Source organism: Streptomyces sp. SJL17-4, from assembly GCF_036826855.1.
Taxonomy (GTDB): Bacteria; Actinomycetota; Actinomycetes; order Streptomycetales; family Streptomycetaceae; genus Streptomyces.
In genome coordinates this window covers 6,986,026-7,008,068 of record NZ_CP104578.1, presented here as the reverse complement: position 1 = coordinate 7,008,068, position 22,043 = coordinate 6,986,026, and the positions used below count along the sequence as shown (strand labels likewise).

The window sequence follows — 22,043 nt, the reverse complement described above, 5'->3', positions numbered from 1 at the left end:
GCGGGCCCGTGGAGGGGCGGCTGGGGCGTGACTTCGCTCACTTCCCGGGGTGTCGCGCGAACGCCCTGGTCGGGGGGTGTCGTGAGCCCCTGCCGGGGCACCCGGAGTCCGTCTTCGACAGGTCGTCAACTGGGTTTACGGGGTGGGGGGTTGGGGTGACCACCGGAGGCGCGCATTCCCCGTGCGTACCCCTCAGCACTGACGATCGATCCAGGTGCGAGGGCGCGGCCTATGAGCGCGTGCGGGCGCCACTACGTAAGCTGTGCCACGTCGAACGGACGAGGGGACGGACATGGCGATGATGCGGCTCCGGCGCGAGGATCCGCGGATCGTCGGGTCGTTCCGGCTCCACCGCAGGCTGGGTGCCGGCGGGATGGGCGTCGTGTACTTGGGGTCCGACCGGCGCGGTCAGCGGGTGGCACTGAAGGTGATCCGGCCCGATCTGGCCGAGGACCAGGAGTTCCGGTCCCGGTTCGCCCGTGAGGTCTCGGCCGCCCGGCGGATCCGCGGCGGCTGTACGGCCCGGCTCGTCGCCGCCGACCTGGAGGCCGAGCGCCCCTGGTTCGCCACGCAGTACGTGCCCGGTCCCTCGCTGCACGACCGGGTCGCCGAGGAGGGCTCGCTGCGCGCCGCCGACGTGGCCTCGATCGGGGCCGCGCTCTCGGAGGGGCTCGTCGCCGTCCACGAGGCGGGGGTCGTGCACCGGGACCTCAAGCCCTCGAACATCCTGCTCTCCCCCAAGGGCCCCCGGATCATCGACTTCGGCATCGCCTGGGCCACCGGGGCCAGCACCCTGACCCATGTCGGTACGGCGGTCGGCTCCCCCGGCTTCCTCGCCCCCGAGCAGGTGCGCGGCGCGGCCGTCACCCCCGCCACCGACGTGTTCTCGCTCGGCGCCACGCTGGCGTACGCGGCGATGGCCGACTCGCCCTTCGGGCACGGCAGTTCCGAGGTCATGCTCTACCGGGTCGTGCACGAGGAGCCGCAGCTGCACGGGGTGCCGGACGCGCTGGCGCCGCTCATCCGGGCCTGCCTCGCGAAGGACCCCGAGGACCGTCCCAGCACCCTTCAGCTGTCGATGCGGCTCAAGGAGATCGCCGCGCGCGAGGCGCAGGGGCTGCCGGTCTCACGGCCGCCCGTGCAGCGGGAACGCGCCGAGGAGCGGCACACCGTACGGCCGACGGAGCGCTACACCGAGCGGGACGTGCCCGGTCGTGGGCCGGAGCGGGGCGCGGAGCGCGGCGGCGAGCGGGGCGTCGAACGAGGTTCGGAGCGCGGCGCGGACCGTGGCTCCGAGCGTGGTGCCGAGCGGGATCGTGGCGGGCGTGGGCCCGGGCCGGCGTCCCGGCCCTCGGCCGGGCCGCGGACCGGTGGCCGTCCCGCGACCCGGCCGGGTGCGCGGTCGACGTCCACGGGACGCCGACCCGCCAACCCGCGGCTGCTGCGGCAGCGGCTCTTCGTCTTCGTGGTGGTGACGCTGGTGGTGGCCCTGGGCATCGCCGCCGCGCAGGCGCTTCAGGGGTAGATCCCTGGGCCTGGGGCCTGGGGCCTGGCGGCCTGGGGGCCGGGGCTGCGGCTGCGTTGTGAGCTGGGGCCGGTAGGCCTGGGTCGGTCCTCGGGCCGGGGCCGGGGGGCCGGGCTGGGGGCCAGGGCCGGGGGCCGGGCTGGGGCCGAGGCCGGTGGGCCGGGCTTGGGCCGAGGCCGGTGGGCCGGGCTCGGGCCGGGGCCGGTGGGCCGGGCTTGGGCCGAGGCCGGTGGGCGCGTTTTTCAGGACTCCGGGCGGCCCGTCGCCACCGCGTAGAAGGCCACCGCCGCCGCCGCGCCCACGTTCAGTGAGTCGACGCCGTGGGCCATCGGGATGCGGACCCACTCGTCCGCGGCCCGCAGCGCCTGCGTGGACAGGCCGTCGCCCTCCGCGCCCAGCATCAGGGCCACCCGCTCCATGCGGTGCGGGGCGGCCTCGTCGATCGACATCGCCTTCTCGGCCGGCGTCAGGGCCAGGAGCTTGAAGCCCGCCTCCCGTACCGCCTCCAGGCCCCGCGGCCACGTGTCGAGCCTGGCGTACGGCACGGAGAACACCGCCCCCATCGAGACCTTCACCGACCGCCGGTACAGCGGATCCGCGCAGTCCGGCGACAGCAGCACCGCGTCCATGCCGAGCGCCGCGGCGCTCCGGAAGATCGCGCCGATGTTGGTGTGGTCGTTCACCGACTCCATCACGACCACCCGGCGGGCACCGCCGAGCAGCTCGGCGGCGTCCGGGAGCGGCTTGCGCTGCATCGAGGCCAGGGCGCCCCGGTGCACGTGGTAGCCGGTGACGCGTTCCGCGAGGTCCGGCTGGATCGCGTACACCGGCGCGGGAACCTCGTCGATGACGTCCCGCATCACATCGACCCACTTGGCGGAGAGCAGCATCGACCGCATCTCGTACCCCGCCTGCCGGGCCCGGCGGATGACCTTCTCGCCCTCCGCGATGAACAGGCCCTCGGCCGGTTCCCTTCTGCGGCGGAGTTCGACATCGGTCAGACCCGTGTAGTCGCGCAGGCGCGGGTCGTCGGGGTCGTCGATCGTGATGAGTTCGGCCACGAGGTGATACTGCCTTGTCCGGGGTGTGGTGCCAATGTGTGTGCGGCTGTGCGTCGCTCGCTCCCGAGCGGTCTACTTGACCAGGCGGTCCGGGCCTTCCGTCACCACGTCGCCGATCACGATGACCGCCGGCGGGCGGACCTCCTGCGTCCGCACCGTCTCCGCCACCGTCGCCAGCGTCGCGTCCACCCGGCGCTGCGAGGCCGTCGTGCCCTCCTGGACCAGGGCGAGCGGCGTCTCCGGGTTCTTGCCGTGGGCGATGAGCGCCTCGGCGATCTTCCCGATCTTGTCCACGCCCATCAGGATCACCAGGGTGCCCGTGAGCTTCGCCAGCGACGCCCAGTCCACGAGGGAACGCGGGTCGTCCGGAGCCACGTGGCCGCTCACCACCGTGAACTCGTGCGCCACTCCCCGGTGCGTCACCGGGATGCCCGCCGCGCCCGGCACCGAGATCGAGCTGGAGATGCCCGGCACCACCGTGCAGGCGATGCCCTCGGCGGCCAGCGCCTGCGCCTCCTCCATGCCCCGGCCGAAGACGAACGGGTCGCCGCCCTTCAGCCGCACGACGGACCTGCCCGCCTTCGCGTGCTCGATCAGCGCGTTGTTGATGGCCTCCTGGGCCATGAACCGGCCGTACGGGATCTTCGCCGCGTCGATCACCTCGACGTGCGGGGGCAGTTCGTCCAGCAGGTCGCGGGGGCCCAGGCGGTCGGCGATGACCACGTCCGCCTCGGTGAGCAGCCGACGGCCGCGCACCGTGATCAGGTCCGGGTCGCCGGGGCCGCCGCCGACCAGCGCCACGAACGGGGTACGGGCGCGGTGCTGCGGGGCCGCGATCGAGCCGTCCCGCAGACCCTCGACGATCGCGTCGCGCACGGCGGCGGAGCGGCGGGGGTCGTGGCCGGTGAGCACGGCGACGGTCACGCCCTCGCTGCGGCCCGTCGCCGGGGTCCAGGCCGTGGCCGCCTCGGCGTCGTCCGCGCGTACGCACCACGTCCTGGTCCGCTCGGCCTCCGCGGAGGCGGCGGCGTTCGAGGCCGGGTCGGTCGTGGCGACCAGGGCGTACCAGGCGTCGGCGAGGTCGCCGTCCTCGTACCGCCGCCTGGTCCAGCTGATCTCGCCCGCCTCGGCCATCGCCTCGACCGAGGGGGTCGCGGAGGGGGAGATCAGCGTGATGTCGGCGCCCGCGGCGATCAGGGCGGGGAGCCGGCGCTGGGCGACCTGGCCGCCGCCGAGGACGACTACGCGGCGGCCGGCCAGGCGCAGGCCCACGGGGTAGGCGGGGTGCGTCGTCGACTGGGCGGTGTGATCGGCGTGCTCGGCCATGGGTGAGCGGCTCCTCGGAGGGCGGGTGCTGGCCGCTGCTGCGGTGAAGCGGCTGGTGGGACGGCGGCGGGGCGCCTGGTGACCACGATATCGGTGTGGTGGTGTCGTCACGCTGTGACGGATCTCCCGGGGGGGGCTTTGCCTCCCCTTGGGGCGGCCGGTTGAGCCTTGGGGGCTGCCGGTCGTGGCCTCGCCCGGTGGACCGCTGCGTGGGGGACGCTCCGGGACCGTATTCGGGACTGCATGATGTACGACGCGTGCTGGCGCTTGAGGAGTGCTGCCCTCTTTTTACGCGCCGCACATCACGCTTCGCGTCCCGAACACGTTCCCTGCGCGTCCCCCACTTCCGTGTGTGGATGGGGGACGCGCCTCGGGGCTACTTCTCGGTGACGCCCGCCGAGTCGAACGTGGCCACCTCGTGCATCGCGCGTGCCGCGCTCTGCACCAGCGGGAGCGCGAGCAGTGCGCCCGTGCCCTCGCCGAGACGGAGGTCCAGGTCGACCAGGGGGCGCAGGCCCAGCTTGTTGAGCGCGGCCACGTGGCCCGGCTCGGCGCTGCGGTGTCCGGCGATGCAGGCCGCGAGCGACTCCGGCGCGATCGCGCGGGCCACCAGGGCCGCTGCGCCGGTGGAGACCCCGTCCAGGATCACCGGGGTACGCAGGGAGGCCGCGCCCAGGATCAGGCCGACGAGGGCCGCGTGCTCCAGGCCGCCGACCGCCGACAGGACGCCGATCGGGTCCGCCGGATCCGGCTTGTGCAGGTCCAGGGCGCGCCGGACGACGTCCACCTTGCGGGCGTGCGTCTCGTCGTTGATGCCCGTGCCGCGGCCCGTGACCTCGGTCGGGTCGACGCCCGTGTAGACCGAGATCAGGGCGGCGGACGCGGTGGTGTTCGCGATGCCCATCTCGCCCGTCAGGAGCGCCTTGTTGCCCGCTGCCACGAGGTCGCGGGCTGTTTCGATGCCCACCTCGATCGCCGCCAGTACCTCGTCGCGGGTCATCGCGAGACTCGTGGTGAAGTCGGCGGTGCCGGGGCGGACCTTGCGGGGCAGGAGACCGGGGGTGGCCGGGAGTTCGGACGCCACGCCCACGTCGATGACGCAGACCTCCGCCCCCACCTGGTTGGCGAAGGCGTTGCAGACCGCTCCCCCGCCGAGGAAGTTGGCCACCATCTGGCCGGTGACCTCCTGCGGCCAGGGCGTCACGCCCTGGGCGTGGACGCCGTGGTCGCCCGCGAAGATCGCGACGGCGGCCGGCTCCGGGATCGGCGGCGGGCACACCCGGGAGAGTCCCGAGAGCTGCGCCGCGATGATCTCCAGCATGCCGAGCGCGCCGGCCGGCTTGGTCATTCGCTTCTGGCGCTCCCACGCCTCGCCGAGCGCCTTCGCGTCCAGCGGGCGGATGTTGGCGATGGTCTCCTGCAGCAGGTCGTGCGGCTCCTCGCCGGGCAGCGCGCGGCGGCCGTACGTCTCCTCGTGGACGACCCAGGCCAGCGGGCGGCGCTTGGACCAGCCCGCCTGCATCAGCTCGGGCTCCTCGGGGAACTCGTCGACGTACCCCACGCAGAGGTACGCGACCACTTCGAGGTGCTCGGGGAGGCCCAGGGTGCGGACCATCTCGCGCTCGTCGAAGAAGCTGACCCAGCCGACGCCGAGGCCCTCGGCGCGGGCGGCGAGCCAGAGGTTCTCGACGGCGAGCGCCGAGGAGTACGGGGCCATCTGCGGCTGCGTGTAGCGGCCGAGGGTGTGGCGGCCGCCGCGGGTCGGGTCCGCCGTCACGACGATGTTGACCGGGGTGTCGAGGATGGCCTCGATCTTCAGTTCCTTGAACTGCTTCGCCCGGGCCTTCGGCAGCGACTCGGCGTAGGCCTCGCGCTGTCGCTGAGCCAGCTCGTGCATCGTCTGCCGGGTCTCGGCGGAGCGGATGACGACGAAGTCCCAGGGCTGCGAGTGGCCGACGCTGGGGGCCGTGTGGGCGGCCTCCAGGACGCGGAGCAGCACCTCGTGCGGGATCGGGTCGGAGCGGAAGCCGTTGCGGATGTCGCGGCGCTCCCGCATCACGCGGAGGACGGCCTCGCGCTCGGCGTCGTCGTAGCCGGGGGCCGGAGCCGATTCGGCTTCCGCCGTGTCCTCCGTGACCTCCGTTACCTCCGTGACTTCCGTGGCCTCAGTGGCCTCCGTGTCGAGGGGCGGCTCCGGCTGCGGGGCGGCTTCGGTAGTGGCCTCGGTAGCGGCTTCGTCCACCGTGAGCGCCTCGGGGGCGACGGCCTCCTCGGCCGCGGCCGGCTCCGTCTCCTCGCTCTGCGGGGCCTCGGCGGTGGGCGCCGTCCCGGTCTCCGGGGTGGGCTCGGGCAGGGCCTCGGGGGCCTCTTCGGGTACGAACGGGATCTCTTCGGCGACCGCCTCCACGGGGGCCTCCTCGGGGATCTGCTCCTCCGCGGGGAGCTCCGCCGTGGGGATCTGCTCCTCCGCGGGCAGGTCCTCCGCAGGGATCTGCTCCGCCGCGGGCTGCTCCTCCGTCACGGCGACCGGCTCGGCCGGGGCCTCGGTGACGGCTTCCGCGACGGGCTCCGGCTGCTCCTCGGGCTGCGGCTCGGCCTCCGGGGCCTGCTCGGCCTCGGGTACGGCCACGGACTCCTCGGCCTCCGCCGGCGCGGGCTCGGGGGCCTCGGCCGTCGGCTCGCCCTCACGCGGGGCGGGGACGGTGGCCTGGACCTCGGGCGTCTCCGCCGGGGCCTCCGGGACGGTCTCCTCGACGGTCTCCTCGACGGCCTGCGGGGCGGGCTCGGGCTCGGGCTCGGACGGCTCTGCCGGTTCCGGCGCCGGAACCGGGGCCAGGTGGGGGGTCGTCGGGACGTTGCCCTCGACCTGGACGAACTGCCCGCTCTGCGGGACGACCGTTTCTGCGGGGGCGACCGGGGCTTCCGGGGCCTGGGGCTCCTGCGGCTGCGCGGCCCACGGCTCGGCGCCCTGCGGCGCGAGCTGCTGGTCCTGCGCGATCTCGAAGTACTCGGGACCGTTGGTCGGCGGACCCGGGTTCCGTACGGGCATCGGCGCCGGGCCGGTGGCCACGAGCGGCTCGGGTGCGGGGATCGGCGCGGGCTGCGGGGCCGGTGCGGGCGCGGCGGCGGGGCCGCGGTCGGCCAGCGAGAGCACGACGCCGCCGGCCTCGGGCACGGGCGGACCCATGTGCAGCGGGCGGCGGGCCGGCTGCGGGGCCGGGGCCGGCGGGGGCACCCGGACCGCGCCGAGGTCGACGGAGCCGGAGTCGCGGCCGGCCGCCTCGTGCGCGCCGGTGTCGAGGATGCCGGGCTCGTAGCCGTGGTGGGTGGGCGCCTGCTCCTGCGGGGCCACGGGGACGCCGTGCGCGGGAGTGCCGGTGAGCTGGTCCACCGGGACGCCGTGGGCGGGCGTGCCCATCGGCTGGTCCACCGGCGTACCGTGCGCGGGGGTGCCGGCGAGCTGGTCGAGCGGGACGCCGTGGGCCGGGGTGCCGGCGAGCGGGACGCCATGGGCCGGGGTGCCCAGCTGCTGGTCCGTCGGGACGCCGTGCGCCGGGGTGCCCAGCGGGACGCCCTGCGGCGGGGTCTGGTGCTGCGGGGCGGTGAGGACGTCGGCGAGGGCGACGGAGTCCAGCGGGGCCGTGAGCGGGTCCGGCAGCGGGTCGGTGAGCGGGTCGCCGACCGGGGCCTGCGCCTCGGGGGCCGCCGCGTGCGCGGTCGGTACGCCCTGGTGGGGGGCCGACTGGTCCGGGACCACGGGTGCCACCGGCGGCGGCACGGCGACCGGGGGCGCGGGCGCGACGCCCGGCGGGTGCTCGCTCCAGGCGCCCTGGGCGCCCGGCATCAGCAGCAGGTCGTCGTCCTCGGTGGTGTGCTCGGAGGGGTCCAGGAAGGTGTACGCGCCCGGTGCGGGGATGCCCGGCTGCTCGACCATGCCTGCGTTCTCCGGCAGCCCCTCGCCCGGGACCTGGCCGGTGTCCGTCATGCGTACCCCTCGCCCATCGCTTGTGCTCCTTCAGACCTGCGCCCGTCGACAAGAACGAGCGCGCGCGCCGCGCGGCACGAAGGACACGCGGACACCCACACATTGTCGCGGCCCCGGGCCCTCGTGGCAGGGAGATTTGCCACGGTGCGCTGTGGACTGCGCCACGTCGCGCGGTCCCCCCTTGTCGCGTACCACGTCAGCGGCCCAATGTGGCCACCCATTCAGGACATTGACGAACGAAGCGCCGAACATCCGGATGCGGTACAACAATCGGCCAGCCTACCTGCCCCCGCGGGCGGCACGGTCACGGGTGGGGGGTGCCCTGACTAGGAGTGGGGGGTGTCGGTCCTGCGGCCGGCGAGCAGGAAGACGACCGAACGCTCGCGTTCCGACCAGTCGTGCGGATCGAGTCCGACGGTCTGGAGGAGCAGGCTCTCGACGGTGTAGCCGCCGTCGGTGAGGGCGGCGCCGATCGCCTCGGCCTCGTCCCGGGTGGAGGCGTGGGCGACGATGCGTTCCGGGCGCCGGTCGGTGCAGGCGGTGACGACGGCGACCCCGCCGGCCGCGATGCGGACGACATCGGGTTCGGGCAGGTTCTCCAGGATGTGCGGGGCCCGGCCGCGCACGGTCTGGAGGGGTACGCCGTGGCGGCGGGCGGCCTGTTCGGTGCGGGCGCAGGCGGTCGGGTCGAGGTCCACGGCGATGACGGCGGCGCCGAAGCGGGCGGCCTCGACGGAGAAGGCGCCGCCCGCGCAGCCGATGTCCCAGACGAGGTCGCCGGTGCGGGGCCCGAGGCGGGCGAGCTGGGCGGCGCGCAGGGAGGGGTCCTCGCCCGCGCCGGTCCGCGTGCCGCGCGCGGCGGGGTCGTACTCCTCCGTGGGCAGGCCCCAGCCGCGGACGGGGGGCGCCGCCGGGTCCTGGCCCATCAGCCAGGGGGCGGCGGGCGGCCCGCCCGCGGTGCCGCCGATGACGAGGACGACGTTCGGGTCGCGCCAGCTGTGGTCGGCGGCCTTGTCTGAGGTGAGGACGGAGACCTGCTCGCGGTCGGTGCCGAGTTCCTCGCAGACGACGAAGGTGCGGTGGACTCCGTCGAGGAGCAGGGCGAGTTCGGCGGGTCCGGCGCCGGGCGAGGTGAGGACGGCGACCTTGGGGTGGGCGCGGCAGACGTTGACGGCGCGGCGCAGGGTGCGCTGGTGGGCGACCACGATCCGGGCGTCCTCCCAGGGCATCCCGGCGCGGGCGAACGCGGCGGCGACGGAGGAGACGGCGGGCACGACCTCGACCTCGAGGCCGTGTTCGGGGGCGCGCAGGGTGCGGACGACGCCGAAGAAGCCGGGGTCGCCGTCGGCGAGGACGACGGCGGTGCCGCGGTGGCCGGCGATGCGGCGGGCGGCGAGGTCGACGCTGCCGAGGCGGATGCGTTCGGCGCCGGGCGGGACCTCGGGCAGCGCCAGGTGGTGGGCGGCGCCCGCCACCAGCGTGGCGGCGGAGAGCGCGGACCGGGCCGCCGCGGTGAGGGGCGAGCCGTCCCAGCCGATCACCGTGACGCGGTCGGCCATTCGTCGTCTCCTGGTGTTGTCGCAGGTCGGGGGCGTGCCGAGCGTACCCCGGGCGGGGCCGCGGGGCTCAGCTCCAGTCGGTGTACGAGGAGTATCCGGCCTCGGCCATCTGGTCGGCGACTCCGTCGAGGTCCTCGGGGAGGAGGCCCCAGACGATGAAGTCGGTGCGCAGCTCGGTCCAGCTGCCGTCCTCGGTGCGGGTGCGGGCTATGCAGGCGTTGCGGAGGACGCCTTCGCTGATGCAGCCGATCTTCTGGGCGACCTGCTGGGAGGCGGTGTTGTCGGCGGCGGTGCGCAGTTCGAGGCGCTCGAACTTCTGGTCACCGAACAGCCACTGGGCGGTGGCGAGGGCGGCTTCGGAGGCGTATCCCTCGCCGCGGGCCCAGGGGGCGACGATGTAGGAGAGCTCGGTGGAGCGGATGGTCCAGTCGGTCTTGGCCAGCTGGATGATGCCGACCAGGCGCTGGGTGAGGAATTCGGTGACGGCGAGGTCGATGCCCCGGCCCGCGGCGCGTTCGGCGGGCGCGTACTCGGTGATCCAGCGGCGTGCGGCCGCCTCGGTGAAGGGCTGGGGCACCGCGGTCCAGGCTCCGACGAGTTCGTCGTTCATCATCTCGGCGAGGGCGGGGACGTCCGCCTCCTCGAGCGCGCGCAGCACCAACCGGTCCGTGTTGATGGAGATGTCCGGAAAGGTGGTAGTCATGCGCAGCTCCATGCCGTGGACCGTCCGAATCGACCGTGAACGCACAGCATGCAGCATGTGGGCGCCGGTGCGCATGGCCGGGTCGGTGTCGGGTGGGGGGTGTGGCGAAGGCCCCGCGCACCGGACGGGGTGCGGGGGCCTTCTGCTCAAGGACTGTACGGGGGAACCGGTCTGACGGTCCCTCGGGCGGCCGGAGCCTACTGGGCGGCGCCGAAGGCCGGGGTGACCGAGCCCTTGTAGGTGTCCTCGATGTACTTCTTCACCTCGGGCGAGTTGAGGAGCTTGGCGAGCTTCTGCACGCGGGCGTCCTTCTCGTTGCCCTCCTTGACGGCGAGGAAGTTGGCGTACGGGTTGCCGTCGGCCTTCTCCAGGACGAGGGCGTCCTTCGCCGGGGAGAGCTTGGCCTCGATGGCGTAGTTGCCGTTGATTACGGCGGCGTCCACGTCGTTCAGGGCGCGGGGCACGGTGGCGGCCTCCAGCTCCTTGAACTCCAGGCCCTTCTTGTCGGTGATGTCGGAGATCTTGGCGTTGGTGCCGACACCCGGCTTGATGGTGATCAGGCCGTTCTCGGCGAGCAGCTGGAGCGCGCGGCCGCCGTTGGTGGTGTCGTTGGGGACGGCGATGGTCTGGCCGGCCTTGATGTCCTTCACCGACGTGAGCTTCTTGGAGTAGAGGCCCAGCGGCTCCAGGTGGACGTCGACCACCGGGACGATGTGGGTGTTGTTCTTCTTGTTGAAGTCGTCGAGGTACGGCTTGTGCTGGAAGTAGTTGGCGTCGACCTGGCCGGTCTCGGTGGCGGTGTTCGGCAGGACGTAGTCCGTGAACTCCTTCACCTCCAGCTTCAGGCCGGCCTTCTCGGCCAGGTTGTCCTTGACGTAGTTGAGGATGTCGGCGTGCGGCGTCGGGGACGCGGCGACGACGAGCGCCTTGGAGGCGTCTCCGGAGCCGGCCGAGTCCTTGGACCCCGGGTCCGAGGAGGTGCCGCAGGCGCTGAGGCCGAGGGCGAGGGCGGCTGCGGTGGCGATACCGGCGGTGAGCTTGATGTTCTTACGCACGAAGAGTGCCTCTTTCCGGTGGTGCGGTGGTCGCCTGGACAACAAGTCCGGGCTGTGTTCGTCGAAAAGACGAAGTCTGGGGTGGCCGGGAGGCCGTTACGCGGTACGGCCCCGGCGGGCGAGGAGTCGTACGACTCCGTCGCCGATGAGCTGGACGACGGTCACGATCAGGACCAGGACGACGACGGTGACCAGCATGAACGTGGTGTCGAAGCGCTGGTATCCGTAGGTGACGGCCTTGGAGCCGAGGCCCTCGCCGCCGACCGCGCCGGCCATCGCGGAGTAGCCGATGAGGACGATGACCGTGGTGGTGACGCCCGAGATCAGCGACGGCAGGGCCTGCGGGAGCAGCACCTTGCGGACGATGGTGGGGATGCCGCCGCCCATGGCCTGGACGGCCTCGACGAGCCCGTGGTCGACCTCGCGGATGGACGTCTCGACGAGGCGCGCGAAGAAGGGGATGGCTCCGATGGCGAGCGGCACGATCATCGCGGTGGGGCCGATGAAGGTGCCGACGACCAGGGTGGTGAAGGGGATCAGGGCGATCAGCAGGATGATGAACGGCAGCGAACGCCCGATGTTCACGATCGCACCGACGACCTTGTTGACCGGCAGGTTCTGCAGCAGTCCGCCCTTGTCCGTGAGGACGAGGAGGATGCCGAGCGGCAGGCCGCCGAGCACGGTGACGACGGTGGCCCACAGGACCATGTAGAGGGTGTCGACGGTGCCCTGCTCCAGCAGCGGCTGCATCTCGGACCAGGTCACTTGGCACCTTCCTTCACGAGCAGGGTCGCCGCGTCCTGGACAACCGTTTCTTCGGTGAGCGTCTCCTCGACGACCTCGACCTGGAGGCCCTGCTCGCGCAGGAAGCCGACCGGGACGACGTTGTCCTCGTACCGTCCGGGCAGTTCGATCCGCATCCGGCCGATCTGTCGGCCGCCGACGGTGTCCATCGCCGCCCCGAGGATCGAGATGTCGATGTTGTACGTACGGGAGAGCTGCGAGATCACCGGCTGTGTCGCGGCGTCGCCGTGGAAGGTGACGTCGACGACCGTGCGGTCGGGTCCGGTGTGGGCGCCGCTGACCGGGAAGAGCTCGGCCGCCAGCTGGGAGCCGGGGGTGGCGAGCAGTTCGCTCACGGTGCCGGACTCGACGATCCGGCCCTTCTGCATCAGCGCGGCCGAGTCGCAGATCGTCTTCACGACGTCCATCTCGTGCGTGATGAGCAGGACGGTCAGACCGAGCTGCTGGTTGAGGTCGCGCAGCAGCTGGAGGATGGAGCGGGTGGTCTCCGGGTCGAGGGCGCTGGTGGCCTCGTCGGAGAGCAGGACCTTGGGCTCGCCGGCCAGGGCGCGGGCGATGCCGACGCGCTGCTTCTGGCCGCCGGAGAGCTGACCCGGGTAGGACTTGGCCTTGTCGGCGAGGCCGACCAGGTCGAGGAGTTCGAGGGCACGGCGGGAGCGCTCGGCTCCGGAGACGCCGAGGATCTCTAGGGGGAGCTCGATGTTGTCCTTCACCGTGCGGGAGGACAGCAGGTTGAAGTGCTGGAAGACCATGCCGATGCTGCTGCGCGCCCGGCGCAGGTCCCTGCCCGCGCGGCGGCCCTTGCCGGCGAGTGCGGTGAGGTCCACGCCGTCGACGGTCACGGTGCCGGAGGTGGGGCGCTCCAGGAGGTTCACGCAGCGGATGAGCGAGGACTTGCCGGCGCCGCTCTGGCCGATCACGCCGAATACCTCGCCCTCGCGGACGTGGAGGTCGACACCGTCCAGAGCGGTGACCTGTCGGCCGCGCGACTCGTAGACCTTGGTCAGGCCCGAAGTGGTGATCACAGGGGTTTCCGTCACTGTCGAGTGCACGGCGCGGGGTCCGTCGTGCACGGGCATTCGTCTTCGGACAGTCAGGCGCACGGAGGCCGCTCCGGCGGGTGGCCGGGCGTCTCGGCAGTGCGCGGGGCGGGCACGGTCCACCGCCGGAAGGCGGAGGAACGGCACGGCCGTCGGGTCTCGCTTCGGGGCGCGAAACTAGGCGGGGGCCCTCAGAAGGCGCACATTCGACACATACAACGAGCACCGGGCGTCGTGATCGCCTCGGTCGCAAGGGTGCGGCTGCTCGTCGTGGTCATGTGGGCAAGTAAAGCATGCGCAGGTGCGAACGAAACGAGGCTGTCCGAATAGCGGACGCGATTGAGACGCCATGCGGACACTTCGGAGGACTTCGTTCCGCTCGTTCTCCCCTTGTGGCCTGCGGAGACGGCACCCTCCGCCGGGGCCGATGAGTCGGCGCGGTGTGGCCTGGACCACGGTCCGCTCGCGTGGCCGTGGCGCGGGCGCAGGGGGCGAGCGCATCGGGCCATTCGCACCGTAATACCCTCGGGCGCATGCTTGACGCCCTGACGGTCTCGGTCTCCGTGGCCGCGCTCGCCCTCGCCGCCTGGTGCGGCTTCGCCGCCTTCCGCGATCAGTCGACCAAGGACTGGCACTTCATCGGCATGGCCGTGGTGACCTTCCTCGTCCTGGTCCAGCTGATCGTCGGGATCGTGCAGCTGGCGCGCGGCGAGAAGGCCGAGGAGGGCGCGACGATCTTCGTCGCCTATCTGCTCGGGGCGCTGTGCGCGGTGCCCATCGCCGGCTTCATGTCGCTCGCGGAGCGCAGCCGGTGGGGTTCGGCCACGGTGGCCGCCGGCGCGGTCGTCCTGGCGGTGCTCGAAGTGCGTCTCTACGACATCTGGACGGTGGGCTGACCATGACCGAGACGCAGGAGACGGCCGCGCGGGGCACGAAGGCCCGTCTCGTCACGGGCCCCGGCATCCTGCTGGTGTGGCTCTACGGCGTGATGTCGGTCGGCGCGGTCTCGCGCTCGATCTACCAGATCGCCACCGAGTTCGACCGGGCGCCGCTCGCGTACGCGCTGTCGGCGGTGGCCGCCGTCGTCTACGCCTTCATCACCTACACGCTGGTGCGGGGCGGGGAGAGGGCCCGCAGGGCGGCGCTGATGTGCTGCGCCGCCGAGCTCGCGGGCGTACTGATCGTCGGGACCTGGACGCTGGTCGAGCCGTCCGCCTTCCCGGACGCGACGGTCTGGTCGGACTACGGCTACGGCTATCTGTTCATTCCGGTCCTGCTGCCGCTGAGCGGCATCTGGTGGCTGCGCCGCTCGCGTACCGCGACGGCCGCCTGAGTCAGGCCGCGGCCTTCTCCAGGGTCACCAGGGTGAGCCTGGGGCCGAGTTCGCGGGTGGCGACCTGCGCGTACCCCTTGCTGCGGTAGAGGCGCAGATTGCCCTCGCTGCGGTGGCCGGTGAAGAGCTGGAAGCGCTTGGGCGACGGGGCCGGCTGGACGGCGGTTTCGGCCGTCTCGGCGAAGTGGCGCTCGATGCCGTCGAGAAGGCGGCCGCCGAGGCCGTGCCGCTGCATCCGCGGGTGCACGATCAGCTTGGCGATCCGTACCGTGCCGTCCTCGTCGAGCCTGGCCCGTACGGAGGCGACGACCTCGTCACCGAGCCGGGCCACAAGACCGTATCCCTCGTCCAGTTCGGCCCGCAGGCCGTCGAGCGACTGGGTGAGCGGTTCGATGGACCAGTCCCCGTAGAGCTCCGCCTCGCTCTGGTAGCAGAGGTACTGCAGCTTCAGGATGTGCTCCGCGTCCGCCGCGTCCGCCGCTGAGATGGTCACACTCAGGCCCATGTGTGCACGCCTCCCGCTCATCTGTCGATCATCGGTTTACCGCACCCTTCCCCGTCGGCCGGGGGCGGGAACCTCTGCAGCCAGCATTCTGCGCAGGCATCCCAGGCAACGGGAACGCATCGGCCCCAGACTGCCCTGTGAGATACCCAACTCTCCTGCGATTTCCCGGTACGTGGGGTCCTCGGGATCGAGCATCGCGGTCAGCACCCGGGGGCAGCGGCCGGGCGTCCGGGTGACGGCGGCGCGCAGGGTGCGGCGGCCCTCGGCGGCCATCAGGGAGTGCTCCGGGGAGCCGTGCGGCTCGGAGGTGCCCTGGTCGTGGCCGGGTTCGTCGCGGTAGGGGCGTTCGCGGTCGCTGGTCCTGCGGGCGCGGCGGGCCTCGGCCCGGACGGCGCGTCGCAGCCACTCGGCGGGGTGCTCGGGGGCGGTTCCCGTGTCGCGGAGCTGTTCGAGGAGGCGGAGCCAGACGGCCTGTTCCAGGTCGCTCGGTTCGACCCCGGCGGCCGGTGCCTCGGCGTCCGACTCGGCGGCGAGCAGCGGGGCGAGGGCGGCGAGGAGCCCGGGGGTGGCGTCCTGGCCGGACTCTCGGGCGATGTCCGGGGCCGGCTCGGGGGTGGCGTCCCGGCCGGGCTCGGCGGTGGTGTCCGGCGCGGACTCGGGGGTGGTGTCCTGGGCGGACTCGGGGGTGGTCACGGGGGTGGTCATGCACCGCAACATGCCGGGGCACGCGGGCGCGGTTGCGGTTCGGGCGTCAAACCACCCGGGAGGACGGTGTGCGGGCCCGGACGGCGGACCCGCACGGTCCTTTCGTACGAGGTGCTCAGTCGCGGGCGGTGAAGTCCGCCGCGCCCAGCAGGGCGGTGTCCGGGTTGTCGGAGAAGATGCCGTCGATCCCCGTCTCCAGGTACCGCTTCAGAGCCCCGAAGGAGTCCCCGTACGCGGTCGGGTCCGTCCCCCTGCGGAAGTCCGCGGGCAGGAAGGAGTTCTCGTTGCGGTGGGTGTACGGGTGGAGGATGAGGCCCTCCGCGTGCGCGTCGCGGACCAGGGTGGTCGGGTCGCCGAGGCGGCCGCTCGCGTCCTTCGGTATCACCAGGTCGAGCGTCGGGCCGATGCCCTTGGCGTACGAGGCGATCCAGCGCAGGCCCTTGGGGGTGACCAGGTCGGCGACCGTACGCGGGTCCCCGGCCTGGACGAAGTCCCAGGGGCGGCTGGTCGCGCCGGAGAGCAGGACCACGCCGGGCGAGTCGACCAGCTTCGCGAGCCGCTGGATGCTGCTCGGCTCGAAGGACTGGAGGAAGACCGGGGAGTCGGCGCGGTGGCGGCCGTACCGGCGGAGCAGCTTGGCGAGGCGCTCCTCCAGGCCGAGGCCGAGGGAGCGGAAGTAGGTGGGGTGCTTGGTCTCGACGTGGAGCCAGATCTCGCGGCCCCGGCGGCGGCCCTCCTCCTCGGCCCAGCGCAGGACCTCCTCGAAGGTGGGGATCGTCCAGCGGCCGTCGTAGAGGGTGTTCTCCTGGCGGACGGCCGGGATGCGCTCCTTGGCGCGGAGGGTCTTGAGCTCGGCGAGCGTGAAGTCCTCGGTGAACCAGCCGGTGTACGAGGTGCCGTCGACGGTCTTGGTGGTCTTCCGGGACGCGAACTCCGGGTGGTCGGCGACGTCGGTGGTGCCGGTGATGTCGTTCTCGTGGCGGCAGACCAGGTGCCCGTCCTTGGTGGGGACGAGGTCCTGCTCGATGACGTGGGCGCCGAGGTCCAGGGCGTGCCGGTAGGAGCCGAGGGTGTGCTCGGGGCGGTAGCCGCTGGCGCCGCGGTGGGCGATGACGGTGGGGACGGGGAGGGAGCGGTAGCCGCGGCCGTGGCCCTGGCCGTGCGCCGCACCGGCGCTCCGCGACTCGGCGGCCTGCGCCGTGCCCGTACCGGCGGCGAGGGCCGTGGAGGCGCCGAGGACGGTGGCGCCCGCAGCTCCGAGTACCGTGCGCCGGGCCGGGATCCGGCGTTCGCCCTGGGTCATGTGGTGTCCTCCTGTGTCATGTCCCGTACCTGTCGACGGGTACCCCCGACGCTAGGCATCGGGGCCCTACGGGCGGCAGACCTCCGCCGAACATGGCGGAAACTCACGTCAACACTGCGTATCCACTCGGTGAACCCGATGTGCGCACGGACGTGACCCGCGAGTATCGTCGCCAGCTGCACCGTCAGCTCGACTGACCCGCGTCCCACCGGAGGAACCGTTGTCCCGTCTCGCGATCATCAAGGCAGTGCTCGGGCCGGTCATGCGCCTGATGTTCCGCCCCCGCGTGGAGGGCGCCGAGAACATCCCGGGGACCGGTCCCGTCATCCTCGCGGGGAACCACCTCACCTTCATCGACTCGATGATCATGCCGATCTGCCTGGACCGTCCGGTCTACTTCATCGGCAAGGACGAGTACGTGACGGGCAAGGGCATCAAGGGCCGGGCGATGGCCTGGTTCTTCACCAGCGTCGGCATGATCCCGGTGGACCGGGACGGCGGCCGCGGTGGTGTGGCGGCCCTGATGACCGGCCGCCGGGTGCTCGAAGAGGGCAAGATCTTCTCGATCTACCCGGAGGGCACCCGCTCCCCCGACGGCCGTCTGTACCGGGGCCGTACGGGCATCGCGCGGCTCACCCTGATGACGGGCGCGCCGGTGATCCCGTTCGCGATGATCGGCACCGACAAGATCCAGCCGGGCGGCGCGGGCTTCCCGCGTCCGGGCCGGGTGACCGTGCGCTTCGGCGAGGCGATGGAGTTCTCGCGGTACGACGGGATGGACCGCGACCGCTATGTGCTGCGGGCGGTGACGGACTCGGTGATGGCCGAGGTCATGCGGCTCTCGGGGCAGGAGTACGTGGACATGTACGCCACCAAGGCGAAGGCCGCGTAGCGCCGTATACGTGTGACGGTGCCCCGTACAGCCTTCTGGCCGTACGGGGCACCGTCGTATCCGCCGGGCGTCAGTGCGCGGCGCCGTCCTCCAGCTTCTGGCCCTTGAGGAGGAACCAGGCCGCGACCGCCGTCGCGAGGAGGACCGCCGCGCCGACGCCGGCCGCGATCCGCAGTCCGTCGACGAAGGCCTCCTGGGCGGCCGACACCAGGGCCGTCGCCGTGTCCGGTGCGAGGGCACCGGAGGCCTCGACCGCGCCGCCGAGCGACTCGTGGGCGGCGGACTCGATGTCGGAGGGGACACCGGCCGGGGTGGCGAAGTCCCGGTAGACGCCGGTGACGATCGAGCCGAGGACGGCGATGCCGAGCGCGGCACCCAGTTCGTACGCGGTCTCGGAGACCGCGGAGGCGGAGCCGGCCTGTTCCTTCGGGACGCTGGAGAGGATCACGTCGGCGGTGACGGTGAAGGCGAATCCGGCGCCCACACCGACGACGAGCAGGGCGGCGCCGAGCAGCGGGTAGCCGGTGTGCTGGTCGAGGGTGGTCAGGACCGCGAGCGAGAGGCCGACCGCCGCGAGGCCGCCGGCCACCACGGACCGTACGGAGAAGCGACGGGCCACAAGCCCCGCGATCAGACCGGCCGTGACCGCGCCGACCGCCGCCGGGAGTTCGGCGAGTCCGGCCTCCAGGGGCTGCCTGCCCTGGACCAGCTGGAAGAACTGGGACAGGAAGAACACCAGGCCGGAGAGGCCGAGGATGGTCAGCAGGTCGGCGAGTACGGCGCCCGAGAAACCGCGGTGGCGGAACAGCCGCATGTCCAGGAGTGGCGCGGGCAGGGTCAGCTGCCGGCGGACGAACCAGGTCAGGGCGGCGGCTCCGAGGAGGGCGGCGAGGCCCGCGTCGGGGGAGAGGCCGTGCGAGGCCAGCTCCTTGATCGCGTACACGATGCCGATCAGGCCGACGAGGGAGAGCGCGACGCTGGGCAGGTCCCAGGGGCCGGGATTCGGGTTCTTGGACTCGGGGATCAGCTTGATGCCGACGAAGACGAGGACCGCCATGACGGGCAGGTTGATCAGGAAGACGGAGCCCCACCAGAAGTGCTCCAGGAGGAACCCTCCGACGACCGGTCCGACGGCGGCGCCGGCCGAGGCCATGGCACCCCAGATGCCGATGGCGAGGCTGCGCTCGCGCGGGTCGTGGAAGAGGTTCCGGATGAGCGCCAGGGTGGACGGCATCAGGGTCGCGCCGGCGACGCCGAGCAGGGCGCGCGCCACGATCATCATCTCGGGGCTGGTCGCGTAGGCGTTCAGCACGGAGACGGCGCCGAAGGCGGTGGCGCCGATCAGGAGCAGCTTCTTGCGGCCGATGCGGTCACCGAGGCTGCCCATGGAGACCAGGAGTCCGGCGATGACGAAGGAGTAGACGTCACCGATCCAGAGGAGCTGGGTGCCGGACGGCTTCAGGTCCTCGGAGAGGAAGGGGGTGGCGAGTCCCAGCACCGTGGCGTCGACCGCCACGAGGAGGACGGCCAGGACGAGAACGGAGAGGGCGAGCCACCGGCCGGGGCGGCGCACGCCCTCGGTATGGCCCGGGGTCCTGAGGGTGCTGACGGTCACTTCTCCACGCTCCTGCGCGCTCCGCCGAGCAGCAGCTCGGCGATCATGTACTGAAGGTCCTTGGCGGCGACCCTGCCGTCCTGCACGGCCCAGGCGCCGGAGCCGACGAGCCCGTAGAAGGCCTCGGCCAGCCAGGCGGGGGTCAGATCGATCCGGAAGACGCCGTTCTCCTGTCCGCGCCGGAAGAGCGCGGAGACCCGGGCGTCGATCCGTTCCCAGCCCTCGTTCTGCTGTTCGCCCTCGAAGAGCTGGTTCTCGGTGACGAGGAACGACAGCAGGGGCGCGACGCCCTCGACCTCGCCGACGAGCCGTCGTACGGCCTCGTCCTCGGGCCCGTCGTCGAGCCCGGCCCGGTCGAGCGCGGCCTCCAGCTCCTGGAGCCCGAGGTCTTCGAGCGCCCGCACCAGGGCGTCCCGACCGGCGAAGTGCCGGTGCAGCGTGGCGCGGCCGATCCCGGCGGACCGGGCGACCTCGTCCATCGTGGCGGTCGCCTTGCGGGAGAGCAGGGCGGCGGCTGCGTGGAGCACCTGGGTGCGATCGACTGACATGAGACGACCATACACCGAATGAGACACCAATGTCTCATTCAATAATGTGATGCCTCAGCCGGGGCAGGAACGGGATGCTGTGATCATGACGAAGCCACTGCTGCTGATCGATGTCGACGGACCGTTGAATCCGTACGCGGCGCAGCGCGAGCGGCGCCCGGAGGGATACACGACCCACCGGATGCGGCCGGGCGGCTGGTTCGAGACGAAGCCGCTACGGGTGTGGCTGAACCCCGCGCACGGGGGCGAGCTGCTCGCCCTGGCGGAGTCGTACGAGCTGGTCTGGGCGACGACCTGGAAGGGCGAGGCGAACGACTGGATAGGACCGCACCTCGGGCTGCCCGCACTGCCGTTCATCGACTGGCCCCAGATGCACGGAAAGGCCCCTCGCGGGACCTTCTGGAAGACGCAGTACATCCTGGAGTACGCGGCGGGGCGGCCGTTCGCCTGGGTGGACGACGACATCACCGCGTACGACCACGAGTACGTGGAGCAGAAGCACCTCGCCGCCGCCATGTTGCTGCACGTCGACCCCCGGCTCGGACTGCTCCGGCCGGACTTCGACGCGCTCGCGGAGTGGGCGGCGGCACTGTGACGTTCTGAGGGCTGCGGGGGCTGTGGGGGCTGTGGGGGCTACTTCTTGGCGGTGGCCCAGGCGTGCTGGATCACCAGGTCCGCCTTGACCTCGACGAGCTGGACGGCGACCGCCGAGGGGGCGGTGCCGCCGCGGCCGTTGCGGGAGGCGAGGGCGCCGGGGACGTTGAGGACGGTGCGGACCTCGGGCGTCAGATGCTCGGAGATCTTCACGAACTGCTCGTCCGTCAGCTCGTCCAGCTCCTTGCCCTCGGACTCGGCCACCTTCACGCACTCGCCGGCCACCTCGTGCGCCACCCGGAACGGCACGCCCTGCTTGACCAGCCACTCCGCGATGTCCGTCGCGAGCGAGAAGCCCGCCGGGGCCAGCTCCTCCATGCGCTCCCGGTTGACGGTGAGGGTGGCCATCATGCCGGTGAAGGCGGGGAGCAGGACCTCCAGCTGGTCGCAGGAGTCGAAGACCGGCTCCTTGTCCTCCTGGAGGTCACGGTTGTAGGCGAGCGGGAGCGCCTTGAGCGTGGCCAGCAGGCCGGAGAGGTTGCCGATGAGGCGGCCGGACTTGCCCCGAGCCAGCTCGGCGATGTCGGGGTTCTTCTTCTGCGGCATGATCGACGAGCCGGTGGAGAAGGCGTCGTGGAGGGTCACGAAGGAGAACTCCTTCGTGTTCCAGATGATGATCTCCTCCGCGATCCGCGAGAGGTTGATGCCGATCATCGCGGTGATGAAGGCGAACTCGGCGACGAAGTCGCGGGAGGCCGTGCCGTCGATCGAGTTGCCGACCGAGCCGCGCTCGAAGCCCAGGTCCTTGGCGACCGCCTCCGGGTCGAGCCCGAGGGAGGAGCCGGCGAGGGCGCCGGAGCCGTACGGGGAGACGGCCGTCCGGGTGTCCCACTGCCGCAGCCGCTCGGCGTCCCGGGAGAGGGACTGGGCGTGGGCCAGGACGTGGTGGGCGAAGAGCACGGGCTGGGCGTGCTGGAGGTGCGTACGGCCGGGCATGGCGACGTCCGGGTGCGCCTCGGCGAGGCCGACGAGGGCGTCCTGGAGGTCGGCGACGAGGCCGCCGATGATCCGGGCGTGGTCCCGCAGGTACATCCGGAAGAGGGTGGCGACCTGGTCGTTGCGGGACCGGCCGGCGCGGAGCTTGCCGCCGAGGTCCGGGCCGATGCGCTCCAGGAGGCCCCGCTCCAGGGCGGTGTGGACGTCCTCGTCGGCGATGGTGCCGACGAGGGAGCCGTCGGCGACGTCCGCCTCCAGCTGGTCGAGGCCGGCGAGCATCCGGGTCAGCTCGTCCTCGGTGAGGAGCCCGGCCTTGTGCAGCACGCGCGCGTGGGCACGGGAACCGGCGATGTCGTACGGCGCGAGACGCCAGTCGAAGTGGACCGACGCGGACAACTTCGCCAGGGCCTCGGCGGGCCCGTCGGCGAACCGTCCGCCCCAGAGCCGGACATCACCGTTGCTGCTGCTCACTGCTGCTCCTCAGTCTTCGCGAC

Annotated in this window: 19 protein-coding genes; 5 read left to right on the top strand and 14 right to left on the bottom strand. The window is 72.5% G+C overall.

The window, feature by feature from the left end:
* Positions 1–292: 292 nt before the first annotated feature.
* A complete protein-coding gene (locus N5875_RS31545; protein WP_318206823.1) occupies positions 293–1,525 on the top strand; it encodes a protein kinase in 1,233 nt (410 codons plus the stop codon).
* 242 nt (positions 1,526–1,767) lie between these two features.
* On the opposite strand, the gene N5875_RS31540 is transcribed toward N5875_RS31545, so the two are convergent.
* From N5875_RS31540 to N5875_RS31505, 8 genes are all read right to left on the bottom strand, one after another.
* Positions 1,768–2,586 (bottom strand): RNA methyltransferase, encoded by an 819-nt coding sequence (locus N5875_RS31540; protein WP_318206824.1) that lies wholly within the window; start codon positions 2,584–2,586, stop codon positions 1,768–1,770.
* A gap of 72 nt (positions 2,587–2,658) precedes the next feature.
* The gene (cobA, locus tag N5875_RS31535) at positions 2,659–3,912 is read right to left on the bottom strand and encodes a uroporphyrinogen-III C-methyltransferase (protein ID WP_318206825.1); all 1,254 of its coding nucleotides are present in this window, start codon (positions 3,910–3,912) and stop codon (positions 2,659–2,661) included.
* Positions 3,913–4,288: 376 nt separating this feature from the next.
* A complete protein-coding gene (gene cobT, locus N5875_RS31530) occupies positions 4,289–7,897 on the bottom strand; it encodes a nicotinate-nucleotide--dimethylbenzimidazole phosphoribosyltransferase (RefSeq protein WP_338497583.1) in 3,609 nt (1,202 codons plus the stop codon).
* A gap of 326 nt (positions 7,898–8,223) precedes the next feature.
* On the bottom strand, positions 8,224–9,456 hold the full coding sequence (gene cbiE, locus N5875_RS31525; RefSeq protein ID WP_338497582.1) for a precorrin-6y C5,15-methyltransferase (decarboxylating) subunit CbiE: 1,233 nt from the start codon (positions 9,454–9,456) through the stop codon (positions 8,224–8,226).
* Positions 9,457–9,523: 67 nt separating this feature from the next.
* Positions 9,524–10,159, bottom strand: coding sequence for a GNAT family N-acetyltransferase (locus tag N5875_RS31520; RefSeq protein WP_318206828.1), 636 nt, complete (start codon positions 10,157–10,159; stop codon positions 9,524–9,526).
* A gap of 197 nt (positions 10,160–10,356) precedes the next feature.
* A complete protein-coding gene (locus N5875_RS31515) occupies positions 10,357–11,214 on the bottom strand; it encodes a MetQ/NlpA family ABC transporter substrate-binding protein (protein ID WP_318206829.1) in 858 nt (285 codons plus the stop codon).
* 96 nt (positions 11,215–11,310) lie between these two features.
* Complete coding sequence (locus tag N5875_RS31510) at positions 11,311–11,979, bottom strand: methionine ABC transporter permease (protein ID WP_266889786.1); 669 nt, start codon at positions 11,977–11,979, stop codon at positions 11,311–11,313.
* Entirely contained in the window at positions 11,976–13,097 is a 1,122-nt protein-coding gene (locus N5875_RS31505) for an ATP-binding cassette domain-containing protein (protein WP_318206830.1), read from the bottom strand. The genes N5875_RS31510 and N5875_RS31505 overlap by 4 nt, the downstream gene beginning before the upstream one ends.
* 494 nt (positions 13,098–13,591) lie before the next feature.
* On the opposite strand from N5875_RS31505, the gene N5875_RS31500 reads away from it, so the two are divergent.
* Both N5875_RS31500 and N5875_RS31495 read left to right on the top strand, forming a co-directional pair.
* Entirely contained in the window at positions 13,592–13,954 is a 363-nt protein-coding gene (locus tag N5875_RS31500) for a hypothetical protein (RefSeq protein WP_318206831.1), read from the top strand.
* 2 nt (positions 13,955–13,956) lie between these two features.
* On the top strand, positions 13,957–14,391 hold the full coding sequence (locus N5875_RS31495) for a hypothetical protein (protein ID WP_338497576.1): 435 nt from the start codon (positions 13,957–13,959) through the stop codon (positions 14,389–14,391).
* Between the two features lies 1 nt (position 14,392).
* On the opposite strand, the gene N5875_RS31490 is transcribed toward N5875_RS31495, so the two are convergent.
* The 3 genes from N5875_RS31490 to N5875_RS31480 all read right to left on the bottom strand — a co-directional run bounded on the left by N5875_RS31490 (position 14,393) and on the right by N5875_RS31480 (position 16,904).
* Positions 14,393–14,896 carry a GNAT family N-acetyltransferase gene (locus N5875_RS31490; protein ID WP_318206833.1) on the bottom strand — a complete coding sequence of 168 codons (504 nt, stop codon included), beginning with the start codon at positions 14,894–14,896 and terminating at the stop codon, positions 14,393–14,395.
* A 36-nt stretch (positions 14,897–14,932) separates the two neighbouring features.
* Positions 14,933–15,601, bottom strand: a complete 669-nt coding sequence (locus tag N5875_RS31485) for a sigma-70 family RNA polymerase sigma factor (RefSeq protein WP_338497574.1) — start codon at positions 15,599–15,601, stop codon at positions 14,933–14,935.
* Positions 15,602–15,716: 115 nt separating this feature from the next.
* Positions 15,717–16,904, bottom strand: a complete 1,188-nt coding sequence (locus tag N5875_RS31480; RefSeq protein WP_338497571.1) for a glycerophosphodiester phosphodiesterase — start codon at positions 16,902–16,904, stop codon at positions 15,717–15,719.
* 220 nt (positions 16,905–17,124) lie between these two features.
* Here N5875_RS31480 and N5875_RS31475 point away from each other — a divergent pair, with 220 nt between their 5' ends.
* On the top strand, positions 17,125–17,796 hold the full coding sequence (locus N5875_RS31475) for a lysophospholipid acyltransferase family protein (protein WP_318206836.1): 672 nt from the start codon (positions 17,125–17,127) through the stop codon (positions 17,794–17,796).
* A 70-nt stretch (positions 17,797–17,866) separates the two neighbouring features.
* Here N5875_RS31475 and N5875_RS31470 read toward each other — a convergent pair whose 3' ends face one another.
* Together N5875_RS31470 and N5875_RS31465 are read right to left on the bottom strand one after the other, a co-directional pair.
* Positions 17,867–19,411, bottom strand: a complete 1,545-nt coding sequence (locus N5875_RS31470) for an MFS transporter (protein ID WP_338497569.1) — start codon at positions 19,409–19,411, stop codon at positions 17,867–17,869.
* Complete coding sequence (locus N5875_RS31465) at positions 19,408–19,959, bottom strand: TetR/AcrR family transcriptional regulator (RefSeq protein WP_338497567.1); 552 nt, start codon at positions 19,957–19,959, stop codon at positions 19,408–19,410. The genes N5875_RS31470 and N5875_RS31465 overlap by 4 nt, the downstream gene beginning before the upstream one ends.
* Before the next feature lie 85 nt (positions 19,960–20,044).
* On the opposite strand from N5875_RS31465, the gene N5875_RS31460 reads away from it, so the two are divergent.
* Positions 20,045–20,554 (top strand): HAD domain-containing protein, encoded by a 510-nt coding sequence (locus tag N5875_RS31460; protein ID WP_338497565.1) that lies wholly within the window; start codon positions 20,045–20,047, stop codon positions 20,552–20,554.
* 38 nt (positions 20,555–20,592) lie between these two features.
* Here N5875_RS31460 and argH read toward each other — a convergent pair whose 3' ends face one another.
* Positions 20,593–22,020, bottom strand: a complete 1,428-nt coding sequence (argH, locus tag N5875_RS31455) for an argininosuccinate lyase (RefSeq protein ID WP_338497563.1) — start codon at positions 22,018–22,020, stop codon at positions 20,593–20,595.
* Between the last annotated feature and the right edge of the window lie 23 nt (positions 22,021–22,043).